Source organism: Catalinimonas locisalis, from assembly GCF_038039535.1.
Classification (GTDB): Bacteria; Bacteroidota; Bacteroidia; order Cytophagales; family Cyclobacteriaceae; genus Catalinimonas.
Genome location: NZ_JBBPHP010000019.1, coordinates 89617 through 111951, shown reverse-complemented (window position 1 = coordinate 111951; position 22335 = coordinate 89617). Strand labels below are relative to the sequence as shown.

Sequence of the window (22335 nt, the reverse complement as noted above, 5' to 3'; positions counted from 1 at the left end):
TCTGTTTACGTAATGAGTATATTCATATGTTTTACAAAAATTTTATTATGTACGTTCATGTACATCAATTGCCCGCTACTGTACACTAAGAATAATATAAATCATAGCTGAATCATCATTTTCGCAGATGGCATACTTCTTGGCAATACCCTTATACAACATTAGCCCAAATTCTCATTGACGTTTTAGTTAAAATTGAACATGCTACTAAGAGCCGAAATCTGTTTCGGCTTTTTTTATGCTCCATACTTTTCCTTAAGGTGTACTAAAAAAGCCTTGAGATCCCCCTGAAACTGTGCTTCATACTCTTCTTCCAGAGAGGATACTGTAGACTGGTACCTTACATAACGGTTGAAAAAAGTATTATTGGGCAATTCTTTTTGCTCCGGAAGTTTAGCTACCAAGCTACGATACCTTTTGCTCTTAAAATCCAGTGCACCAGCATCGGTCAGAATAGAACGGATTTCTTTTTCCTTTAGTACCTGCTTATTTTCCTGACTCATATCTGGAGAAAAAGAATGGTATAAACTATCCAAACGATGTACTCCTTCGAGCATGTGTTCAGCAAAGAGTTTACGGTCATGTTGATAGTTAATATATTGGCGAAACGCAGGTGAGTTTTCACCGTACTTTCTTTCTAAGAAAGCCTCAGCACCTTTATCTCCTATAAAAGAAGCCAGATTTTCATTAAACTTTAAGTCATCTTTTACAAATAAGGTGGCATGGGTGAGTTCATGTACTATAGTATTTGCCAGCTCTCCTTCTGACCTAAAAAGTAGCTCTGACATAATTGGGTCGTCCAGCATCCCCAGTGTGCTCCATGCACTTACGGTGCGTATGCCAGTATCATAGCCTTCGGCTTCCCATTTTGCTTTTTCTTCCAGTGCTTTATCGTAATCAAAAAATCCTTTGTAAGAGAAGCTACCTAGCAGGGGAAACTCCCATTTTTTGTCTTCCATTGAAAATGGTTCGCATGCGGTGATCACCCATAGTACAGGATTTCCTTTTTGATCAAATACACTTTTGTAACTGTCAGAATCATTTACCCCCAAAGACTCAATCGCAAACTCCCGGATATCCTGGGTCAGTAATATCTTTTGTTTCAAAGAGTCTGCTACCGCAGGATCTTCCAACACATCCTCTATAGGTCTTGCATTCCAGATAATATTTAGTTGTCCTTTAGCCTGAGCTAATCCATATGCCACCAGCTCATACTGCCAAACCAGCAATATCAGTAGTGATATTGCTATTCCACCCATTATTTTCTTCCACATAAAAGATATAATAATTTAGCTGGCACCATAATTAATATTTTCGTGTTTAGGTTCAAATCTGACTAAAAGAAAACAGAAATTTATACTTTAAAAAAGTATTGATTTTATACTTAAAATAAGTATATTTGCAAATATAAGTAAAGAGCAAATTAACATAGTTACTTTGTGAAAAGTACACTAAAAATAGTACCTTCATTTAATATTAAAGTAAAGACTTTATGAGCGATCAATCAGAGAAATTAAAAGCTTTACAGCTTACCATAGACAAATTAGATAAAACATATGGCAAAGGTACAGTAATGAAGCTTAGCGATGAGCGAGTAGTGGACGTACCAGCCATTTCTACAGGATCATTGGGACTAGATATTGCCCTAGGAATAGGAGGAATTCCCCGAGGCAGAGTTACCGAAATTTATGGCCCTGAGTCTTCTGGTAAGACTACTTTAGCTATGCACTGCATCGCTGAAGCACAAAAGCAGGGAGGTATTGCCGCTATCGTAGATGCTGAGCATGCTTTTGATAAAACCTATGCTGAAAAGCTAGGCATTGACACAGAAAACCTACTAATCTCACAACCAGATAATGGTGAGCAGGCTTTGGAAATTGCTGAGCATCTTATCCGTTCCGGAGCTATTGATATCATCGTAATTGACTCAGTAGCTGCCCTGGTACCTCGTGGTGAACTTGAAGGAGACATGGGAGATAGCAAAATGGGACTACAGGCACGTTTGATGTCTCAGGCATTGCGTAAACTCACCGGAGCTATTAATAAAACTAAGTGCTCTTGTATCTTTATCAATCAGCTACGTGAAAAGATTGGGGTTATGTTCGGTAATCCTGAAACAACGACTGGGGGTAACGCGCTCAAGTTTTATGCTTCTGTACGTCTGGATATTCGTAGAATAGGTCAGATCAAGGAGGGAGCAGACAACGTAATGGGAAACCGCACCCGCGTAAAAGTTGTAAAGAATAAGGTAGCTCCTCCTTTTAAAGTAGTAGAATTTGATATTATGTATGGTGAGGGAGTATCCAAAGTTGGGGAAATTCTTGACTTAGGAGTAGAGATGGACATCGTAAAAAAATCTGGCTCCTGGTTCTCTTATGGAAGTGAAAAGTTGGGTCAGGGTAGAGATGCAGTGAAAAACATTCTATTAGATAATCCCGAACTTATGGGAGAAATAGAAAGAAAAATCAGAGCTACAATTAGTGGTGCTATTTTGGAAGATAAAGAGGAAAAAGAGAAGGAGCCTGATGCAGCAGAACTAAGTACTGATGGTAAAGAAAGCTGAGAACAAATCTGAGTAAATTTATATAGCCGCTGCTTAGTCAGCGGCTTTTTTATTACACAAGTTGTTGAATCAGAGACTGAGGCACTTCATGTTTACCTGCAAACTTTAAAAATTTCACCTGCAAGCCATAATGCTGAAACTTTTCTCCCAAGCGATCTATACTATCTTCCTTAATGTAAGGATCTTGGTCACCATAGAAATAGTAACAAGGCTTCCCTGAAAACACCTTCCTAGAAGAGACCAGCTCAATATCTTCAGGAAAAGAGCCAGCACACATAACCAATTTGTCAAAACTAATTTGAGAAGATACTAACCAACGAATGAGTGTGGAAACACCCTGAGAAAAGCCTAGCATACTGATTGACTTTGGCTGCAAATTCATCTCTTTGTATCCTATACGATAGGTGTGGTCCAAGTAAGAAATATAATTGTTGATGGCCATCTGTCTGTTCTCTTTTGTCATCCAGGAAGCCCCTACTCTACCACTCGTGCCTTGTAAGTAAAAAAGAGACAAGCCCTGAGGAGCAACAACAAAGGCTTTGTCATCCAAAAAACTAAATTTTTGAATAAAATAAGGTGCTAACTGACCATACCCATGTAGTACTACCCACAAATGTTTAGCCTTTGTATTTCCATTTGAATAGTATGTAGTCTGAAAATTGAAGTTAACTGTATGGGTTTGTGATAACGACATAAAAAAAGCCTCTTTTACATAAGAGGCTAAGATAAGAATAATATTAAAGTACTATTATCGCTTAAATCCTAAGACTGCACCTCCGCAATGATTTTGAGACCCTTCAAAGGTAAAAGTGATGTAATAAATACCAGTAGCATTACAAGGATAGATAATTCCTTTATTAAAGTTTCCGTTGGCGTAGCTGGTTCCTACCTGCTTGCGGTTAGAATCGTATAGATTTAAAATAATACCATCTGTACCTTCTCCTTCTGCACAAATGCTGATGAAATATTGAGTTCCTTTAGCAAATACATATGAGTATTCAATCTTTTCTTTGGACCCTCCTTCACCATTTATTTCGTAGCTTTTTACAAAGTTAAACCCTTCTGCAAGTTGAGGAATACATGCTTCGGTATGCTTTGCAGGATCACATTGAGCCTGCACCTCTATATCCAACATGAGTATCAACGAAACTATGCCAAACAGGGATATTAAAGTTTTCATATAACTCACTAATATTTTAATTTATAATATAATCTCTGATTTGAGCAGTAGTAGCCGCAATCTTTTTCACATCTTCCTGGGTGATATTAATAGAACTAGTACTCTTATTGGTAATAGTAACTATTCCATTAACCTCTTCTAAAGTAGACTCAGCGTAAGTCTGAGTAATTTGTATGTTCTCAAACTGTGTTTGCAATTGCGCAACCTGCTTTGTCAGATCACCGATATTAGGATCACTGTCACTGTAAAAAGACAGCAGCAGCATGATACTCTCAAGGATAATTTTTTGTTCTCCAATTCTCTCAATCAATTCCTGATTATTGGGGTTCTTTTCTGATACCTGACACAGAATATGTAGCGCTTCAATCCAGCCACCGGTTAACAACAGTACACTCAAATTGGAACGTTGCTGATTCTGAAGGTAAGAATTGATGCTATTAAAGTTCTTAGTGGTTATTAGCAATAAAGAGTCCAGATTCCGACTATTGGTAGCTAACCTTTTGATCGTACCAAAATTAAAAAACTGACCTATGCTCAATCCATCTGACAAATCCCGAATTGCGTTGAGGTAAAATATTGCATCCTGATTTTGTTCGTAAATGTTGGTATACCCTAAATCTGTACCATATACCCCCAGGTTGAGTGCCTTTTTGAAATTACTATTATAGGCAGAGATTTTATCAGTTTCGTTGAGAAACTCCTTATTATAGTTTGTTCCAGATTCTTTAAGTAACACTGAAATCTCCAGGGGAGAAGGTATTTGTTGGAGGATACTTTCTAATACATCATCAGAAATAACAGAAGTCTCGTTGGAAGCATTATTCAGGCTATCCAAGAAAGCCTGCTCGTTTAGCTTGGGATCTGAATCACAAGACCAAGTAGCAAACGAGAATATTCCTAAGGACAAAAGCAGCAGTCTTTTCATGAATATCTACAAAGTTTTAGATTGACAAATGTAGGCTGAGAGTAGGTACACCCAAACCCAAATTATAATGATTTATTACGTATGAATTATTTCTAAACCAAAACAGCTTATTTACTCAGGATAGGAATTTTAAGGTTGCCTATACGCTCCATGAGTTTGGCAAATAGTTCGTAGTACAAAGTGATATACAACACCAATGTCATTAGCCAAATTACAGCGATATTAAAGTAATAAGTGTCAAATAACTTACCTGCAAACTGTTTCTTAGGAGCAAAGAAATGTGTTCTGTAATTAAAGAAACCAGCATTTACCATAGGCTCATTAAAGACAGGATCTATACGTTGAAGCAGTTTACCTTCATACTCAATGATCCGATCAGAGACATTGATATTTCGCACCAAATCTGCCAGACTTTCATTGAAGTATCGGTTTTTATAATCATTCAGATCATATTCAATACCGGGCTGGTTTTCAAAGTAGTAAACCAACTTTTCCTGGTTTTCTACTGCCTTATTGAAGATTTGCATATAATGCTTTTTCATCCCTTCAAAATAAGCGGTAACCTTATCCACATTAGCTTGACTTAAGCCTTCAGGCGTAAATAGCAAACTAAGATCCGCATCCTCCAGGCCTTCTTTATAAGCTTCTTTTGTAAGTTCAGTTTTTAAAATATGGAGATCCTTAAGTACTAGGCTTTGTACAGAATCACGATCATCATCTGCATGTTCTACTACAAACTGTAATTTGCTTTCCAACTCGGGAATTAAATAAGCAGATTTAAAATCAGCCTGCCGTTCTTGTTTTTCAAGTTCATAATAAGGCCTCTCATATGAATTCTCCTGAAACTGATATACTGCCATTGCTTCATAAGCCCAGCGAGAGGCCATCATATCTGCTACGATAGGAACCTCGCCTTTGGAACTGATCATGCTATTTAGCTTATCAAAGTTGAATAACAAACCGCACAGGATGAGTTGAGGAATCAGTAACAGAGGAATCAGTATGTAAACAGTAACAGCTGAATTGAAAGATGCAGAGATGTTCAACCCGAGAATACACGCAAAACAGGAAACTGAAAACAAAACCAGCCAGAAGCTTAGCGTCATTTCTTTAATTTCCAGTATAGAATTACCTATGATTACAAAGGTCAATGTCTGCACTGCCGAAAGAGCAAAAAGTATTAATACTTTTGAAGATAAATAACTGTTCCAACTTAAATTAAGGAATGACTCCCGCTTAAGTATTTTACGATCTCTAATAATTTCTTCAGCACTAACTGTCAGACCCATAAATAAGGCTACCACAATAGACATTAACAAATAGGCAGGAATATTCTCATTGAAACGAAATGAATATACCAGGTTACCTGCATCTTTGTACTTAATTATAAGTGATAAGAAAAGCGCTAATACTGGTGCTTCCAGAAAGTTGATCAGCATATACTGCTTATTGCTCACCTTTGATAAGGTATCACGAATAGTAAAAAGCATAGTCTGCTTTATTCTGGAAGGAATACTCAAAGACTTAGGCGGTGCATCTTTTTCTTCGGCAACACTTTCAATCTTAAAATTCTCCTGATACATTTCGTGCCATTGAGGAGGAGATACTTTACGCTTATTAGTGAATTGACCGTATTCATCTACCACCTTTGCCTCAATGATATTGAAGACCTGCTCAGGATTTACATTACCACACTCATGGCACTGCCCTCTCTCAGCATCTACTTGGTTAGAAGACCTTTTGAAGTAAGTTACTGCTTCCACCGGATTTCCATAGAATATGGGATATCCGCCTGTATCTAACAGGTACATTTTGTCGAACATCTTATAGATGTCTGATGAAGGCTGGTGAATAACCACAAAAATAAGCTTACCCTTAAGCGTAAGTTCTTTAAGTAGATCAATCACATTTTCGGAGTCACGTGAGGAAAGTCCGGAAGTAGGCTCATCTACAAACATAACTGCTGGCTCACGGATAAGTTCCAGAGCAATATTTAACCTTTTCCTCTGCCCTCCACTGATTGTCTTGTCTAACACACTCCCTACCTTAAGGTCTTTACGATGCTCCAGTCCCAGGCTCTCTAAGGTAGCAAGCACGAGTTTATGTATCTCATCCTCTTTCTTATCAGCAAAGCAAAGCTTGGCATTATAGTAAAGGTTTTCATAAACCGTAAGCTCCTCTATGAGTAAGTCATCCTGTGACACATAACCTATTACGCCCTGAATTTGGTCTTTCTGTAGATGAATGTTGAATCCGTTGATAGTAACTTCACCATCCGAAGGAGTTTCAATCCCAGCGAGCACATTGAGCAAAGTAGTTTTACCTGCCCCGCTTGCACCCATAATCCCGATAAGCTTTCCCGGACCTTCTGCAATATTAATATCTCTAAGTCCGATGGCATTATTAGGAAAACGGAACTCAAGATTCTTGGCATTAAAAGAAATCTTGGTAGTAGATACTTCCGAAATAAAATTCCGAATCAGGTCACTATAATACAGTGCTGCGCCTGATGGTGTTTTAATAGTACTACCGTTGGAAAATAGATAGGATTGATTGGGCTTCATTATGAAACCATTCAATACCACATCGTCCTGTCCAAGATATTTAGTGAAATAAAGATCTACACTTTTTACCCTAAGAAAGATGATCTCACCACTTATATCAGTATGAATATGCTTAGCAGCAGCCTTATTCGTATTTGAAGCGCTTACGACCAAGATGTCTTCAAAATCACTGCGGCTCTCAGGAAAGTTTAATGCAAAACCTTCAATTAGCTTAAATTCATCTTTTACAATGTTAAAAGCACGAGATACGGTATCAATAATATCAATTCGTTGATCCGTAAAATTACCATCAGAACCTACTAACTCCAGTAGTTTGACCAGAACGACTACTTTTTGCTTTTGTGTAAGGGTTTTGTTAATCTTCTTACATATCGCCAACGTCTTTACAGAGTCTTTGACTGAGGTAAGTTTTTTCTTTTTTACCTGTACTTCATCTCCTTCTTCCTCTTCTTTACCGTATTCAGCAAACTGATCATAGAGCTCAACATATTCTTTTATTGAGTCATGATCCAATTCCTGTTTAAAGAAGTTAATGACAAAGTTACGTTCAGTATCTGTGACTCCTCCATCCTGCTTGGTGATAATAGCAAAAAGCTGGGTTAATGCTTTAAGTATTTCCTCGCTCATTTTATTCTACTGGTTCTGATATAGATGTACTTTTATTGTGGTCTTTCTCTGATGAGAAAAATAGTGAGATAGCAGAAGCTTCAGGAGCTCCGCTCAGTGATCGTTAGCAGCTAGAAGAAGAGAGGTATCAGTAAGTACTGAATTCAAAATTTACCTCTACCAACTCGGAAAATTCCTGTCCAGCTTCTTCCATGTCTTCATCATCCTCATGAAAGTACCAGTGAATCTTAGCACCACTGATATCTTCAAGTTTTGACAATACATCCAAAATGAGTTTTGAAGAAGCAGTATTGAAATATTCAAGCTTAAACACAAACTCACTGCTGGGATTAGGCTCTCCTGCATAGGCTTCCAACCAATCCAATACTGGCTGATAAAATTCTGCTGAATCTTCAGGCAGTGATCTTCCTGAGATTTCAAAAATACCATTTGCTTTATCCAGTATAATTTTAGGAGTATCCTCAGTTCCTTCTAAATTTAAAATTTCCATTATAGTTCGCTTTATTTGGGTTAAAACTTATAATACATTAGAAAAAATTACTCTCTTCCGATGGTGGTCCTCAGTGCAAAGAAAGAGCGTTCATTATCCATAGGAATAAAGTCATACTCAAGCTTTCTACCTGATTTTCTTGCCATGTCTACAAAGCCAAGTCCGGCTCCGCCTTTCTCTGAAATTGTAGTGCTTTTAATAATATCCTTATAGAGTTGCTTAAGACCATCTTTATCAAGTTCGTTTACCTGATCCAGCTTGCATTTAAGCTTCTCCACGTCGGTATTATAAAGCGGGTTTCCGGAAGCGATAATGTACTCATCGTTCTTTTTGCCGATCATGAAAACTGCATCATAACTGACACTTTCGTCTAACTTGTACCCTTCACCGTGCTTCACGATATTTTGAAGACACTCTACCATGACATTGAATACCTTTCTTTTGATGGAAGATTCTTCCCCCATAGAATCCATATTTCGCTCTGCCATAGCAAGCACTGACTTAGTAATTTCTTGAGTAAATTCTCCTTCGTACACTAAAATCAGATTTTGCTCGCGCATTGATTTGTGTAAGTCATACACATATTTCATGACTCTGTGATTTTGGTTACCTTAATTAATTTATTAAAATTTTATTCCGATCATTAATACATCATCTGTCTGTTTCTCTTCACCCTGCCATTCTTCCCAGGTTTTCGCAAAGATATCATGTACTTCATCCATAGGATGAGTATGATTTTCCTCAATCAATGCACGAGTACGTTTAGGGCCAAACTTTCTGTTATCCGGACCTCCAAACTGATCAGGAAAACCATCGGAACAGAAATAGATTGAATCGCCTTTACTCATTTTGAGTGTATGTGTAGTGAAGTTTGTCTGGTTCTTGAAGATGCCACCACCGATAGGGAATTTATCACCCTTGATCTCATTCATTTCTCCCTTCTGCATATGATACAAAGGACGGTGAGCTCCTGCATACTGTACCTGATTTTTATTGATACGGCAGAGTGAAATATCCATTCCATCCTTTGATTTGGAGCCATCACTATCCTGACGAAGCGTTTGGGTCACCCCTTCATCCAGTTGATCCAGTATTTCGCCAGGTTCAGTAATTTTTCTACTTCTTACGATATCATTCAGCAAGAAGTATCCTATCAAAGAGATAAGTGCACCCGGTACTCCATGCCCTGTGCAGTCTACTGCTGCAATAAAGATATCTTCACCTCTTTGTAAGAACCACGGGAAGTCTCCACTAACTACATCTTTGGCTTTGTAGAAGATAAATGACTCAGGAAACACTTTTCTAATAATTCTATTATCAGGCAGAATAGCGCCCTGTATACGCTGTGCGTAATTGATACTATCATTGATCTTCTTATTCTTATTCTGAATCTCAAGCTCAATTAGTTTTCTTTCTGTAATGTCATGTGATACTACCAGTACTGACTCCAGGCTATCCCCTTCGTCAAATTCCGGAATGGCATTGACATGCATGATATGTTCACCATCCTCAGCAGGGAAGCCGATTTCTTTGGCTACCTTACTCTGAGTTTCCTTCACATTGTCAAGAATATCTAGCCACTGTTCTACTACCGAAGCGTTAAGCCCTGAGTCATTAATATGCTTATGCAAGAAATGGTCTGGTTTCTTTCCGGTATAAGTCTCAATGGTAGGGTTAATGTAAAAGAATGTGCCTTCCTGGTCAAACCTGGTGATAAGGTCAGGTGAGTTTTCGGAAAGCGCCTGCATCTTGCTTCGCATACGCTCTTCCTGCTCAGCTCTTTTTCTCTCGGTAATATCCCGTGAGTTCAGTACAATACCATTTACAGCAGGGTCATCCAGTAGATTATTTCCCGTGGTTTCTACCCATACCTCATTATTATCTTTGGTCTGATACACATATTGTACAGTAACAGATTCTTTGGGGTTGTTCAGCAAAGTCTGGAACATCTGGCTAAATACCTCTGCACCGTCGCCTTTGATATATTGAGCATCACTCTGCCCAATCATATCCTGCTGACTGTAGCCAAAGATCCTTTCTACAGAAGGACTGATATAACGGATATTTCCGCTTTCTTCGTAAATTGTAATGACTTCAGAAGCATTCTCCAGCAGTGAAGCCATACGCTTCTGAGTACGCTCTACTTCATCTATCTGCTCTTCCAACTGCTGGTTGGTACGCTGCAACTCTTCCTGGGTTGCCTGCATCTCTTCAGCATTCTGACGCAATACTTCCTGCTGCTCCTGTAGTTCATTACTCATTTTCTGAGATTCACTGAGTAAGTTACGCGTCTTCTCATTAACTTTGATATTGAAGACTGTACGGGCAATAATCAAGCTAATTTCCTCAACAAACTTTACATCGCGAGCACTGAATTTCTCAAAGCCTGCAAATTCCAGCACTCCGTATACCTGCTCATTGGTGATAAGAGGCACGATGAGCAATGCTTCGGGCCGTTGATCTCCTAACAAACCGGAAGTTACTGAGACATAATCATAAGGAATCTCGGTACGCAGAATGGTATCTTGTTCTATGGCAGATTGCCCCACAAGGCCTTCAGCAAATTTGAACTGGCCTTTTAAGTGTTTCTTTTTGTTATAAGCATAACTAGCCTTCATCTCTATGAAAGTGTTATCCTTATCTTCATCATTGACTACATAAAAAGCACCCTGAATAGCATTGATTTTCTGAGTTACATAAGCGACCACTTCATCTCCCAGTTCTTCAAGATTATTGTGCGAACGCAGGATGTCTCCAATTTCAGCCACACCTGTTACAATCCAGTTACGCTCTCTATCTCTTTTTTCAGACTCCTGAATGCTATCACGCATATTAATAAGCGCATTTCCCAGCGTATCCTCCTCACTCAAAGGTGTGAAGTCTGAATCAAAAGCTCCCTCGCCAATCTCATGGGCAAACTCGGCGGTTCTTCTGAGCGACTTTGCAAACTGATCAGTTACCTCAGCCATCTGTCCAATTTCATCATCACTATGCTTAATTACGCGTTCGGGCAGTTTACCCTGATTCATCTGCTTAAACACTTCTTTGAGAGATAATAGGGGATCTATCAGGAAACGAGAGAATACTATGCTTATCAATAAAGCAATGAGTACGACAATAGCACCGGCAATCAAGAACTTAACAATCATTGCCTGTAAATTACCCTGAATCTCCTCCACATCAATTTTACTGATGATTCCCCATTCAACTGAAGGGAGATAATCCCAAGATGCCAAAACGACTTTTTCTCTAAAATCTTCATCAATAGAAGCACCGCTGGTTTTCTCTACAGCACGTTGCATGGCTTTTTGCTTTGCATCTCCCAATGTTACTCCTTTAGACAGAGCTGCATTACCTATATGACGACTTGGATTCAGACAAATCGCTTTGTCTTTATATTTTTTGCTTAGGATAATTTCACCACTTTCTCCCAAACCAGTAGTATCATTGACCAGAGAAAAAACAGGTGCAGCTTTTATCTCTGTCATCAGAATACCATTCTGGCCAGACAAAGGCATTCCCATTACCAGAAAGTACTCTTCTTCTTTTTGATAAATATTGCTAAAGTAGGTAGAAGATAATGACTGATTCAGAGATTCTCCATCAGGTGAAACAAAGTACTCATCTGCCTGCTGTGCCGGATCATCATCAGTGGTATATAGAATTTTACCCTGTGTATCAAGTAAATAAACATGATGTATATCCTTGTTACTTCTAAGTAGTTTTTGCGTTTCAGTAGCTACAAGTTGATATACTGCTGCACTATCTTGACTTTCTGGGCTAGCTATAGATTCCATTACCTGCGCACTTGAGAAAGCATCCACTAGCTGTGTTGCACCTGCCTTTTGCTGCTCAAAGAAAGTCTCAAGCTGCCCCTTTTTCAGCCGAGTGATAACCTCCAGCCTTCTAAGATACTGATCCTGCAGATTTCCATTTACCAGCTTGTAAGCAGTAAAGCTGATAGCGACTACAGTGACCAGCACCACTGTAAGCACTAAGGCCGTTATCTTACTACTTATATTTATTTTCTTAAACATATTTTACACTATGGCTTAGATATTAAAATTGAGTTCAGCTTTTTGCACAGTAAATAAGCTACTGCAAAATGCGAGATATATGACTTTTTTTTAGCGCTTAGCTTTTTCTAAACTTACATTGTCATCATTTACAAGTTTTAGTGCCAGTTTGTCAAAAGTCTGCTGCAATGCTGACTCCTGCTGTGGTGTAAATGTATGAAAGGATGCTATTTCAACCACTCCGATTACTTCTTCAGCCTCCTTAAGAGGAATTATAATCAAATGACGAGGCGAAGCACTACCCAGGCCAGAAAGTATTTGTATGTACCCTTCCGGCACCGCATTAATATTTACCAGTTTGCCTTCTTTGGCTACCTGTCCGGCCAGCCCTTCACCATATCTGAAAACCTTTTTTTCACCCTCTGGTAAATGATAGGCATAGGAAGCAAACAGCTCTATGTAATGAGAATCTTTGTCCTCCTGGCTTATATAAGCTGCCGCCTGGCTGGCTTCTAACTCCTTACATACGATAGATAAAGCTTTGTTGAATGTGGATGTCATATCATCATCAGATGAGAGCAACGTTTCTATAGCCTCCTGATCAATAAAGATTTCTCTTTCGGCAGAGGCTGTGTTCTCGCTCTTATCTTCCTGATTTTTACTTTCAATACCTTTTCCTTTGGAAGTTGCTTTACTGTCATAAGTACGGCTATCCGAGATAAGCATAGTCACAGCACTTAGCCCCAACAAAGCGGTTATACCTGCTATAAGGTACAGCCGAAATAAGGTAGGCTGTAATTGCCCTATAACATTTAAATCTACTGCCGGAACAGCATGCATCATCTGATCAGGAAATTGGTATAAAGTATAGGCCGAGAAAGCTACCCCTATAAAGAATAAGATGGTAAAGGTAAAGCCTAATCTCTTCGTAATAGCTTGCATAACTCTATTTATATTGTTTGTTTAACTCCATTAGAAAATTCAATATTTGGTCTACTTTAAGTACATGATCAATTTCTGTCAGTTGTAAAGCAGCTTTAGGCATGGTATCAATCATACATTCATCCGGATCCTGTACGATAGTCATTCCACCCCTCTGTTTGATTTTCATCATCCCTACCGCACCATCCCGGTTGGCACCGGAAAGCAGTATTCCTATCAGCTTGTTTTTGAAAACATAGGCAGCGGTTTCCAGCGTAACATCTATGGCCGGACGAGAATTATTGATCATTTCTTCTGTAGAGAGTGAGAATCTGTTACCCAACTCTACCGAAAGGTGATAATTGGATGGGGCCAGATACACTCCGCCTTTTTTAATACTTTCTTTGTCGGTAGGTTCTGTAACTTCTTTGATACTTTTGATTGAAAGCGCTTCTACAAAACCATTGCGAACATGCTTGAGCCGGTGTAAGCACATGATAATAGGCAGCTCAAAATCCTCAGGAAGGCTAGATAAAATCTTCGTTACTCCCTGAAAGCTCCCGGCAGACCCTCCAATGACCACTGCCTTATATATATTGCTTAGATTATACTGGCTCATGTTACTTGCTACCCTTATCCTGTTCTTATTCCTTTATCTTTTTGTAGATTTTTTCTTCGTTATTGGCGACGATAAAGCGGTTCGCAATTTCACACCAGATTAATGATTCTTTTGAGCCTATTGCCAGATACCCATATTTAAATAAGCTTTCATGTAGCTTTTTCAGTACTTCATTTTGCAGGTTTTGGTTGAAGTAGATCATCACATTTCGGCAGAGTATAAGGTCAAATTTGTTGAAAGGGGCCCCTCTTACCAGGTCAAAATTCCGAAAAGAGACTCTTTCTAAAAGAGATTTGTCAAATACTGCCAACCCATTCTTTTCTTCATAATAGTTTCTCACTGATTCAGTACCCTGATAGCGTATGTAGTTCTTTTCATTCAGCTCCATATTTTTTAGAGAGTACTCCGCTTTCATAGCTCTATTGAGGATAGGCTTATCAATATCAGTTGCGATGATATTTACTTTATTCAGTATCCCCATCTCTTTCAGTAAGATCGTCATAGAAATAACCTCTTCACCCGAAGAGCACCCTGCATGCCAGATACTGAAAGTATCATGATTGAGCAGAATATTGGGAATGATATGATCGCGAATTTCTCTCCAGAAGGAAGGGTCACGAAACATTTCCGTTACATTTACGGTGATCTCAGCCAGAAAAGCCTCAAAGAAAACAGCATCATTTTCTATCTTTTTTATTAGCTGTTCAGTAGAGGAGAATTTATGCAATTCAAGAATACGTTGTATTCGCCTCTTGAAAGATGACATTGCATAATCGGTGAAATCATAGCCATGAAGACTTTTTACTATATCTGTGATTCTTCTAATATCGGCAATCTCTATTTCCTGCATCTTACTGTTAAAGGTTCTGTTATCTCCTCCTATACTAGGTATAATTCTCTGACTATCGAGCATATTCTTGAACTGAATTATTAAAACGATTGCCGATTTTTCGGCTAAGGCTACTTTTACATAGCATCGCAAAATAAGCTAAAATCATAGAAGCTTTAACAGGCGGGTTGGAAGGAGGCCAAAAGACTATGTAATGTTAGGAACATCAAGTCCTTGATTACTGTAGAAATACAAGTACGACGAGATTTCTTTACAAGAATAGAAAGAAGCCAAGAAATGAACGTCTTGAGAGAAAAATGCAAGATCAAAAAATAAAGCCGTACACTGAATTTAATCAGGATGGCTCTTTGAATAAGGCTATATAAATATTACTGATAAGCTCCAACAATGACTTCTACCATGTTTTCTTCAGTCAGATATTGGCGGGCTGTTTCCTGTAGCGCCGATGCATCAATAGTATTGATCGTATTCAGGTAACTTTTATAGAAATTATAAGTAAGTCCGTAAAGATGGATATTTTTAAATTTTTCAGCCAAAGCAAAAGGCGTGTCAACAGATGCCATTAATCTTCCAGCCATGTAGTTTTTTACGGTATTTAGTTCCATATCTCCTAAGGGCTCATCTCGTAAACGGGCCATTTCTCTATAAATTTCCTCAAGCACCTGAGCAGTAAACTCTTTCTTCACCTCAGTGCCTATTACAAAATAACCTGCATCACGTAAAGTAATGAGGCCGGAATTAATCCCGTATGTAAAACCTTTATCTTCGCGAATGTTGCGCATTAATCTTGAACCGAAATAACCTCCAAATATCGTGTTCAAAATCTTCATCTTATGGTAGTCAGGATGATCCTTGGTAAGCATAGGGCCACCCATCCGTATGGAGGACTGTAAATTTTCAGGTCGCTCTACAATGATTCTTTTCTCTTGTGTCATTACAGCATCGGGCAGATTATCTTCTGACGGCGAGCTTTCTACCAATGGCAAATCACCAAAATACTGCTCTATTGCCTGGAGTACTTCCGTATTTACATCGCCAGAAACAATGATTTCCAAGTGGTTCTTCAACTGATGCTGAAAAAATGTCTGTAATTCGTCAGACGCTAAGGCAGGTATCTCCTCTTCTTCCAGAGACCTGCCGTATGGATGGTGAGCACCGAAGAGAGCTGCCTTGAATTTTTTAGAGGCAAGCGCATTTGATTTTTTGTTGTGCACTTGCAAATGCTGTAACTGTATGGTCTTCAGCTTTTGAAGTTCATCCTCAGGAAATATAGATTCCGTAATCAGTTCCCTCAGTATAGCCAGCAAGGGCCTAATATGCCTGACCAACATGTAAATATCAACTGAGGAATAATCCAGGCCGGGAGAAAGCTGCAAAAACGCTCCATACTTATCAATTTCATTGGAAATAGCGACTGAATCTTTTTGTTTTGTTCCTTCAGCTAACATTTTATTGGTAAAAAAAGCTACTCCATTCTTTTGCTCATGCCTGATGCCTCCATGCCTGAATACTAATTCTAAACCTACTACCGGCTGCTTACCCGACTTGATCATGTGTACCGGAATACCGTTGGAAAGTTGGGTTGTTTCTGCTTCCAAAAAGTCGATATGCCGGATAGGCCTGGCAGGAGGAGCCACTCTTCTGTCTAATGTCATACAGTCTTTCTTTACATTCTTCCATTGTGTGCCAGCAAGCCTGTTTTGCTGGCCAGGTAATAATATTCTTTATATTTGTTATCAAAATCTATTTCATCCTGAAGAGCTTCTTCAGAAACGCTAAGAAAACACTTAGCCCATCCCTTATCAAGTAAAGAACCCAGGGCATCTTTTAGCACTTCTTCTTCTATTTCCAACTCTTCTTGTAACTGCCTAAAGCCAATTACGAAATAAAGCTCATCCAATACATCAAACTCAATATCAGTCATAAAAGCTCACTTTTGCAGGAACTAGGAATACTGTCTTTCTTTCCATTGATAACCGCCAAAGTTAGCGACTATCCCAAAGAAAACAGCATACAGAGAATAAATTAACTGTAGCGCAAGGAAATTAGATACCGGCAATCGTTTATTAATATCACTAAGCACAGCATGTAGGAATATAAATTCTGTTATACCTTTTAGCAAAAGTATAAGCAATATGATTTGCCAGGGAAAAGCGTCCATCAGACTCAAAACTACCCCTGTAAGCAGTAAAGCATGAAAAGAAAAAACAAATAAGGCCAACAAAGCTGTAGAAATTCGTTTATGAAGTTTCCATTTTCCTGCCCAGCGCTTGCGCTGGTAGTAAAAGCTTTTCAAACTTTTCTGAGCCGCTGTGTGCACTACTGCATCTTTACTTTTCAAGAAATAGATTTGTCCGGGAAATTTTCTGTGAATTTTCTGCATCAGAAACTCATCATCTCCCGAAGGAATATGCATGCTATCGCTATAACCTCCCACTTTTACAAAAGCGTTTTTAATAAAAGCCAGGTTAGCACCATTACACATGTTGGGCTGCCCGGCTTCCAGACTGGCTGCTCCGGCACCGATTAAACTGGCAAACTCTACCATCTGTAATTTCTCAAAAAATGACTTAGTATCCGTAAATGTTACCGGTGCTGATACCATCATTGCATTATGCATCTGAAAAAACTGTACTATTGTGGCTATCCAATATTTACCCACCCGGCAGTCTCCATCCGTCGTTACGATGATTTCTCCTTTAGCTTTTGCCACAGCCTGACAAATGGCGAGCTTCTTGTGCGAACCTTTAAAATCTTTAGGCAGTGCTAAGTGAAGCAGGCCCAAATCAAAATGCTGACTATGAAATGTACTCACCAATTCCACAGACTTATCCTCCGACTGATCATCTACCACAATGACTTCTAGCTGCTCTGGTGTGAAAGGAGCTTTATTAGTCCAGCATTGCTGATCAATATCTTTTAGTAAAGCAAGGATATTTTGTGCTTCGTTACGAATGGGTATGATGATGCTCACCCTTTGCTGGCTCTCAAACTCAGCTTGTGTGGTAAAAACAGGTGTTTTTTGCCAGTAGTACAACAAACAGACTGTAAGACAAATATAGAGAAAAGATAAGATGCACAAGGAGACTAATATCATGAGCGGTTACTTATAATTCCAAAGGTATGGCAGACAGAAAACTTAACCCATTTCAATACTCTTTTTTCTTTCTGTCATAATACTTCAGTAAAATTTTTTGCCTGAAAAATACAGTTTATTCAAGCTCAGTAAAAGACTCATGGGTGCCTCATCCAAAAGCTTATGCAATATCCAACATTGGTTTGTAAACATATGGATTGTATCTTGCCCTGGTTCTGCGTAAACAGTTAAATGGTAAGATGCAACAGACAGATTTGCAGGAAAAAATTATTTTAGGAATTGACCCTGGTACTCAGGTAATGGGTTATGGCGTATTGAGTATCAGCGTTGATCATAAGAAGCATAAGCAGCTCAAACTCCTACAATATGGTGTGATACGGCTTACTAAATACAAGCAGCACGAACTAAAACTAAAAAAAATATTTGAGCGTGTGCTTGGACTTATCAATGAATACGCTCCTGACGAAGTAGCCTTAGAGGCTCCTTTTTATGGTAAAAATGTGCAATCTATGCTCAAGTTAGGACGGGCCCAGGGCGTGGCCATGGCCGCGGCTCTCAGTCGGCAGATTCCTATCGTAGAGTACGCTCCCAAGAAAGTTAAACAATCAGTTACCGGTAATGGAAATGCTTCCAAAGAACAGGTAGCGCATATGCTGCAAAGTCTGCTTAAATTCCCTGAACAACCTTCTGCCGAACAACAACTTCTGGATGCTACCGATGCGCTGGCTGTTGCCCTGTGTCACCATTTTCAAAAAGCTACTCCTGCCCGCCAGGCAAAAAGCTGGAAAGCTTTTGTAGCAGATAACCCCGACCGTGTTAAAGGATAATAATATGAATACACCTAAGCATGAGAAAATCCTTCTTCAGTTTGATGAAGAAAGTAATTTTGCCGATTGTGAAATCAGAAGTGAGCTTTCTACGGTAGCTCGTACCGGAGGTAACCTTTGGCTGGCCTTTGACGAAGGCCTAGGGCTGGAAAGGCTCACCATCAATGATAAAGGCTACGGAAATCACACCCGCTACCTTATGAGTGACTTTATCCATTTACCGGGCGGTGATGATGAAATTGACATCGAGGGTATTGCTTATGCTGATCACTATCTCTGGCTGGTAGGCTCGCACAGTCTGAAGCGGGATAAGCCTGACAAGGATGAATCTATCTCCAAACAGGTAAAGGCTTTAAAGAAGATAAAAAATGATGCTAACCGCTATACGATTGCCCGTATTCCGGTAGTCTTGAACAAAAAAACAGGAGAGTACGAATTATTTAAAGAATGTCCTCATCCTGAGGATGATGAAAAAACGCTCACTGCTGCCAAAGTAAAAGCTGGGAAAAAACATAGTAAACTGAGTAAGGCCTTGCGGAACGACAAACATATTGGCCCTTTTATGCATCTGCCCGGCAAAGATAATGGAATGGACATTGAAGGGATCGCGGTCCACAAAGATCGTATTATGTTAGGGCTTCGTGGCCCCGTGCTCAGAGGCTATGCGATTATCCTGGAAATTGCCGTCAAAGAAAAAAAGAAAGGTAAAAAGCTAAAACTGAAAAAAATCGGCAAACACGGAAATAGATACCGTAAACATTTTGTTCACCTGAGAGGCATGGGTATCCGTGAACTGGCCTATGCTGATGATGACCTGCTGATATTGGCAGGGCCCACTATGGATTGCGATGGCACCATAGCCCTCTACCGTATGAAAAATGGCCCTAAGGATGCTAAAGAAAGTATTACCCACCGAAAAGGTATAGAAAGGTTATTCAACATTGCCATGGGACATGAAACCCCATATGGCAAGGATAAAGCCGAAGGAGTCGCACTTACCGAAGACCACAATATTATGGTAGTGTATGATGCCCCTGCTGACGAACGTATGGTAGGCAACAGTGATGCTTATGCTGACGTATTTGAGTATAAGTCTTAAGCTTGCCTGTTTTCAGGCTATCGATTATCAATAACCACAAAGAAAGAGTAAAACTAAAAGAAATTTATGAATAGTAATCTTGCCATTATATTTGATATGGATGGTGTCATTGTCGACAACCACCAGTTTCACCTTAAGTCATGGCTGCAATTTTTTGAAGAGCATGATATATCCATGACCGAAGAAGAGTACAAGCAAAAGGTCAATGGCCGCACCATGGAAGAAATCCTTACCAAAATCATGGGTAAAGACCTCTCAAAAAAGAAGTTGCGAGAACTTGGTGAAGAAAAGGAAAAAGTATACCGGGATATGTACCGCCCTCACATCAGGACTACCGATGGGCTTCCGGAATTTCTGGAAGAGCTCAAAGTCAGAAATGTACCTCGTGCAGTCGCCACTTCTGCTCCGCCACCCAATGTAGATTTTACAATGGAAAATACCGGCCTGCGTTCGTTTTTCTCTACCATCATAGATGATACGATGGTAAGCAAAGGCAAACCTGACCCTGAAGTATACCTGAAAGCTGCCAAAGAACTGGATATGAAGCCCGAACGTTGCATTGTTTTTGAAGATGCTATGTTGGGCATACAGGCAGGTAAAAATGCTGGCATGAAAGTTATTGCTGTAGCGACTACCCATAGCCGAGAAGAACTTGAAGCTAGTGAAGCCGACTATGTAGTGGATGATTTTATGGGACTGACTGTAGAGAAGCTATTTGCGGAGTTGAAGTTGTAGCCTGTACAGCTTTAAAGGGCTACAAAGTGTTTTAAATTATACAGATAAAGCTTTGTTTACTACTTCGTCACAGAATTATCTGCTATGTTTTGAACCAACTAGCCTGAATATTTATTATTAAAGGAGCAGTAACCAGCTTTTAGAAGAGCTGGTTTTTTACTTAATTTCATGTACATGAATTTTAAAGCACGTATTCTTCTTTTAGTATTCATCAGTTTGTTGAGTATTTCCAGCCTTCATGCACAGAATGGTGGGATTAAAATTGCCAAGCTGAAATACAATGGCGGCGGCGATTGGTACGCCAATAAAACGGCTCTGCCCAACCTCATCAAGTTTTGTAATGAGTCTATCAACACACAACTTGCCCTGGAAGAAGAAGTGGTAGAAGTAGGGAGTCCCGAACTGTTTCTATACCCTTACATCTACATGACCGGCCACGGAAATGTGGTCTTCTCCGATGAAGAAGCTGAAAACTTGCGCAAATATCTTATCTCTGGAGGCTTTCTGCACATTGATGATAATTATGGGTTGGATGAATTTGTGAGGATTGAGATGAAAAAGGTGTTTCCCGAACTGGAATTTGTAGAGCTGCCCGAAGACCATGACATTTATAACCAAAAGTTTAACTTCCCTAAAGGACTTCCAAAAATTCATGAACATGACGCTAAAGCTTCACAAGGCTTTGGTCTGATTTATGAAGGACGACTTGTATGCTTTTACACCTACGAAAGTGACCTGGGTAATGGCTGGGAAGACCAGCGCATACACAACGACCCTGAAGAAGTGAGGCAGCAAGCACTCAGAATGGGAGCCAATATTATTGCATTTGCTTTCACGCAGGAGGGTTAATTATTTAAACTTTTATTTATATTAGATGTGCTATTAAAAACATTAGCACTATATAAAACATTTATTCACTAAGTATTATCCATATTAAATTCTCAATTCAGTGATTATTATTGCATTCTTTATTGCCCACTGGTATTTCTCTTTGTTCTGCCAGACCTTTTTTCTGCATCGTTATGCAGCGCATAAGCTCTTTACAATGAATCGCTTCTGGGAGCGCTTTTTCTTCGTATTCACCTGGATGTGGCAGGGATCATCTTACCTGAGCCCCAGAGCTTATGCCATACTTCATCGTATGCACCATGCCTACAGTGATACTGAGCATGACCCTCACTCTCCCCATCATAGTGAAAACCTATTTGATATGATGTGGAAGACCAAAAACATTTACAATGGCTATGTGAACCATGAAGTAGAGCCGGAGCCCCGTTTTGCAAAAGATCTTCCTGAATGGGATGCTTTTGAGAAAGTAGCAGAAAACTGGGTAGTACGTGTAGCCTGGGGAGTAGCCTACAGCTTATTCTATATTTGGGCAATCTCTATCGCTCAACTGCCTGGTACCCACTGGCTGATGTACGGATTGCTGCCCATCCATTACCTTATGGGACCGATACACGGTGCCATTGTCAACTGGTGTGGACATATGTACGGCTACAGTAACTACGATAACCGCGACAAGTCAAAAAATACATTAGTATTTGACTTCCTGATGCTGGGTGAGTTATTTCAAAACAACCACCACCGCCTGCCTAAGCGTCTGGACTTTGCCGCTAAGTGGTTTGAGATTGACCCTAGTTATCCGGTGATCAAGATGCTTGAAAAATTACAGATTATTAAAATTAAAAAGCTGAAGAAAGCCTAACTTTCTTTACTCCAAATTGCCGCCTTTTGCTTAGCAGAAGGCGGTTTTTTTATGCCCTTACAGTATTTGAGTCTAAGTCAAAAGAGAAAGTTTTTTCAAAACAACTAATAAATT

The 22335-nt window shown here is 39.4% G+C and carries 20 protein-coding genes; 6 read left to right on the top strand and 14 right to left on the bottom strand.

The window, feature by feature from the left end:
• Positions 1 to 236: 236 nt before the first annotated feature.
• Positions 237 to 1274: an aminopeptidase gene (locus WJR50_RS20505; protein WP_341295189.1), complete on the bottom strand. Its 1038-nt coding sequence runs from the start codon at positions 1272 to 1274 to the stop codon at positions 237 to 239.
• Positions 1275 to 1492: 218 nt separating this feature from the next.
• Here WJR50_RS20505 and recA point away from each other — a divergent pair, with 218 nt between their 5' ends.
• A complete protein-coding gene (recA, locus tag WJR50_RS20500; protein ID WP_341295188.1) occupies positions 1493 to 2563 on the top strand; it encodes a recombinase RecA in 1071 nt (356 codons plus the stop codon).
• A gap of 52 nt (positions 2564 to 2615) precedes the next feature.
• Here the strand turns inward: recA and WJR50_RS20495 are convergent, their stop codons facing one another.
• From WJR50_RS20495 to WJR50_RS20435, 13 genes are all read right to left on the bottom strand, one after another.
• Entirely contained in the window at positions 2616 to 3257 is a 642-nt protein-coding gene (locus tag WJR50_RS20495) for an alpha/beta hydrolase (RefSeq protein WP_341295187.1), read from the bottom strand.
• A 54-nt stretch (positions 3258 to 3311) separates the two neighbouring features.
• Positions 3312 to 3743, bottom strand: coding sequence for a hypothetical protein (locus WJR50_RS20490; protein WP_341295186.1), 432 nt, complete (start codon positions 3741 to 3743; stop codon positions 3312 to 3314).
• 16 nt (positions 3744 to 3759) lie between these two features.
• Positions 3760 to 4668, bottom strand: coding sequence for a hypothetical protein (locus tag WJR50_RS20485; RefSeq protein WP_341295185.1), 909 nt, complete (start codon positions 4666 to 4668; stop codon positions 3760 to 3762).
• 107 nt (positions 4669 to 4775) lie between these two features.
• Positions 4776 to 7859 carry an ATP-binding cassette domain-containing protein gene (locus WJR50_RS20480; RefSeq protein ID WP_341295184.1) on the bottom strand — a complete coding sequence of 1028 codons (3084 nt, stop codon included), beginning with the start codon at positions 7857 to 7859 and terminating at the stop codon, positions 4776 to 4778.
• A gap of 127 nt (positions 7860 to 7986) precedes the next feature.
• Complete coding sequence (locus WJR50_RS20475; protein ID WP_341295183.1) at positions 7987 to 8349, bottom strand: DUF1987 domain-containing protein; 363 nt, start codon at positions 8347 to 8349, stop codon at positions 7987 to 7989.
• Between the two features lie 47 nt (positions 8350 to 8396).
• Positions 8397 to 8939: a SiaB family protein kinase gene (locus tag WJR50_RS20470; RefSeq protein ID WP_341295182.1), complete on the bottom strand. Its 543-nt coding sequence runs from the start codon at positions 8937 to 8939 to the stop codon at positions 8397 to 8399.
• 33 nt (positions 8940 to 8972) lie between these two features.
• On the bottom strand, positions 8973 to 12386 hold the full coding sequence (locus WJR50_RS20465; RefSeq protein ID WP_341295181.1) for a PAS domain S-box protein: 3414 nt from the start codon (positions 12384 to 12386) through the stop codon (positions 8973 to 8975).
• Between the two features lie 90 nt (positions 12387 to 12476).
• Positions 12477 to 13307, bottom strand: coding sequence for a GAF domain-containing protein (locus WJR50_RS20460; protein ID WP_341295180.1), 831 nt, complete (start codon positions 13305 to 13307; stop codon positions 12477 to 12479).
• A 4-nt stretch (positions 13308 to 13311) separates the two neighbouring features.
• Positions 13312 to 13905 carry a chemotaxis protein CheB gene (locus tag WJR50_RS20455; protein WP_341295179.1) on the bottom strand — a complete coding sequence of 198 codons (594 nt, stop codon included), beginning with the start codon at positions 13903 to 13905 and terminating at the stop codon, positions 13312 to 13314.
• Positions 13906 to 13930: 25 nt separating this feature from the next.
• Complete coding sequence (locus WJR50_RS20450) at positions 13931 to 14755, bottom strand: CheR family methyltransferase (protein ID WP_341295198.1); 825 nt, start codon at positions 14753 to 14755, stop codon at positions 13931 to 13933.
• 368 nt (positions 14756 to 15123) lie between these two features.
• Positions 15124 to 16410 (bottom strand): M16 family metallopeptidase, encoded by a 1287-nt coding sequence (locus WJR50_RS20445; RefSeq protein WP_341295178.1) that lies wholly within the window; start codon positions 16408 to 16410, stop codon positions 15124 to 15126.
• A gap of 11 nt (positions 16411 to 16421) precedes the next feature.
• Positions 16422 to 16679, bottom strand: coding sequence for a hypothetical protein (locus WJR50_RS20440; protein ID WP_341295177.1), 258 nt, complete (start codon positions 16677 to 16679; stop codon positions 16422 to 16424).
• A 21-nt stretch (positions 16680 to 16700) separates the two neighbouring features.
• Positions 16701 to 17792: a glycosyltransferase gene (locus WJR50_RS20435; protein WP_341295176.1), complete on the bottom strand. Its 1092-nt coding sequence runs from the start codon at positions 17790 to 17792 to the stop codon at positions 16701 to 16703.
• A gap of 299 nt (positions 17793 to 18091) precedes the next feature.
• On the opposite strand from WJR50_RS20435, the gene ruvC reads away from it, so the two are divergent.
• The 5 genes from ruvC (at position 18092) to WJR50_RS20410 (ending at position 22221) form a co-directional block, all read left to right on the top strand.
• Positions 18092 to 18679: a crossover junction endodeoxyribonuclease RuvC gene (gene ruvC / locus WJR50_RS20430; protein WP_341295175.1), complete on the top strand. Its 588-nt coding sequence runs from the start codon at positions 18092 to 18094 to the stop codon at positions 18677 to 18679.
• Positions 18680 to 18683: 4 nt separating this feature from the next.
• The gene (locus WJR50_RS20425; protein WP_341295174.1) at positions 18684 to 19778 is read left to right on the top strand and encodes a DUF3616 domain-containing protein; all 1095 of its coding nucleotides are present in this window, start codon (positions 18684 to 18686) and stop codon (positions 19776 to 19778) included.
• A 66-nt stretch (positions 19779 to 19844) separates the two neighbouring features.
• A complete protein-coding gene (locus WJR50_RS20420) occupies positions 19845 to 20513 on the top strand; it encodes an HAD family hydrolase (protein ID WP_341295173.1) in 669 nt (222 codons plus the stop codon).
• Positions 20514 to 20687: 174 nt separating this feature from the next.
• Positions 20688 to 21362, top strand: coding sequence for a DUF4159 domain-containing protein (locus WJR50_RS20415; RefSeq protein WP_341295172.1), 675 nt, complete (start codon positions 20688 to 20690; stop codon positions 21360 to 21362).
• A gap of 100 nt (positions 21363 to 21462) precedes the next feature.
• A complete protein-coding gene (locus tag WJR50_RS20410; protein WP_341295171.1) occupies positions 21463 to 22221 on the top strand; it encodes an acyl-CoA desaturase in 759 nt (252 codons plus the stop codon).
• The last annotated feature ends 114 nt before the right edge of the window (positions 22222 to 22335 follow it).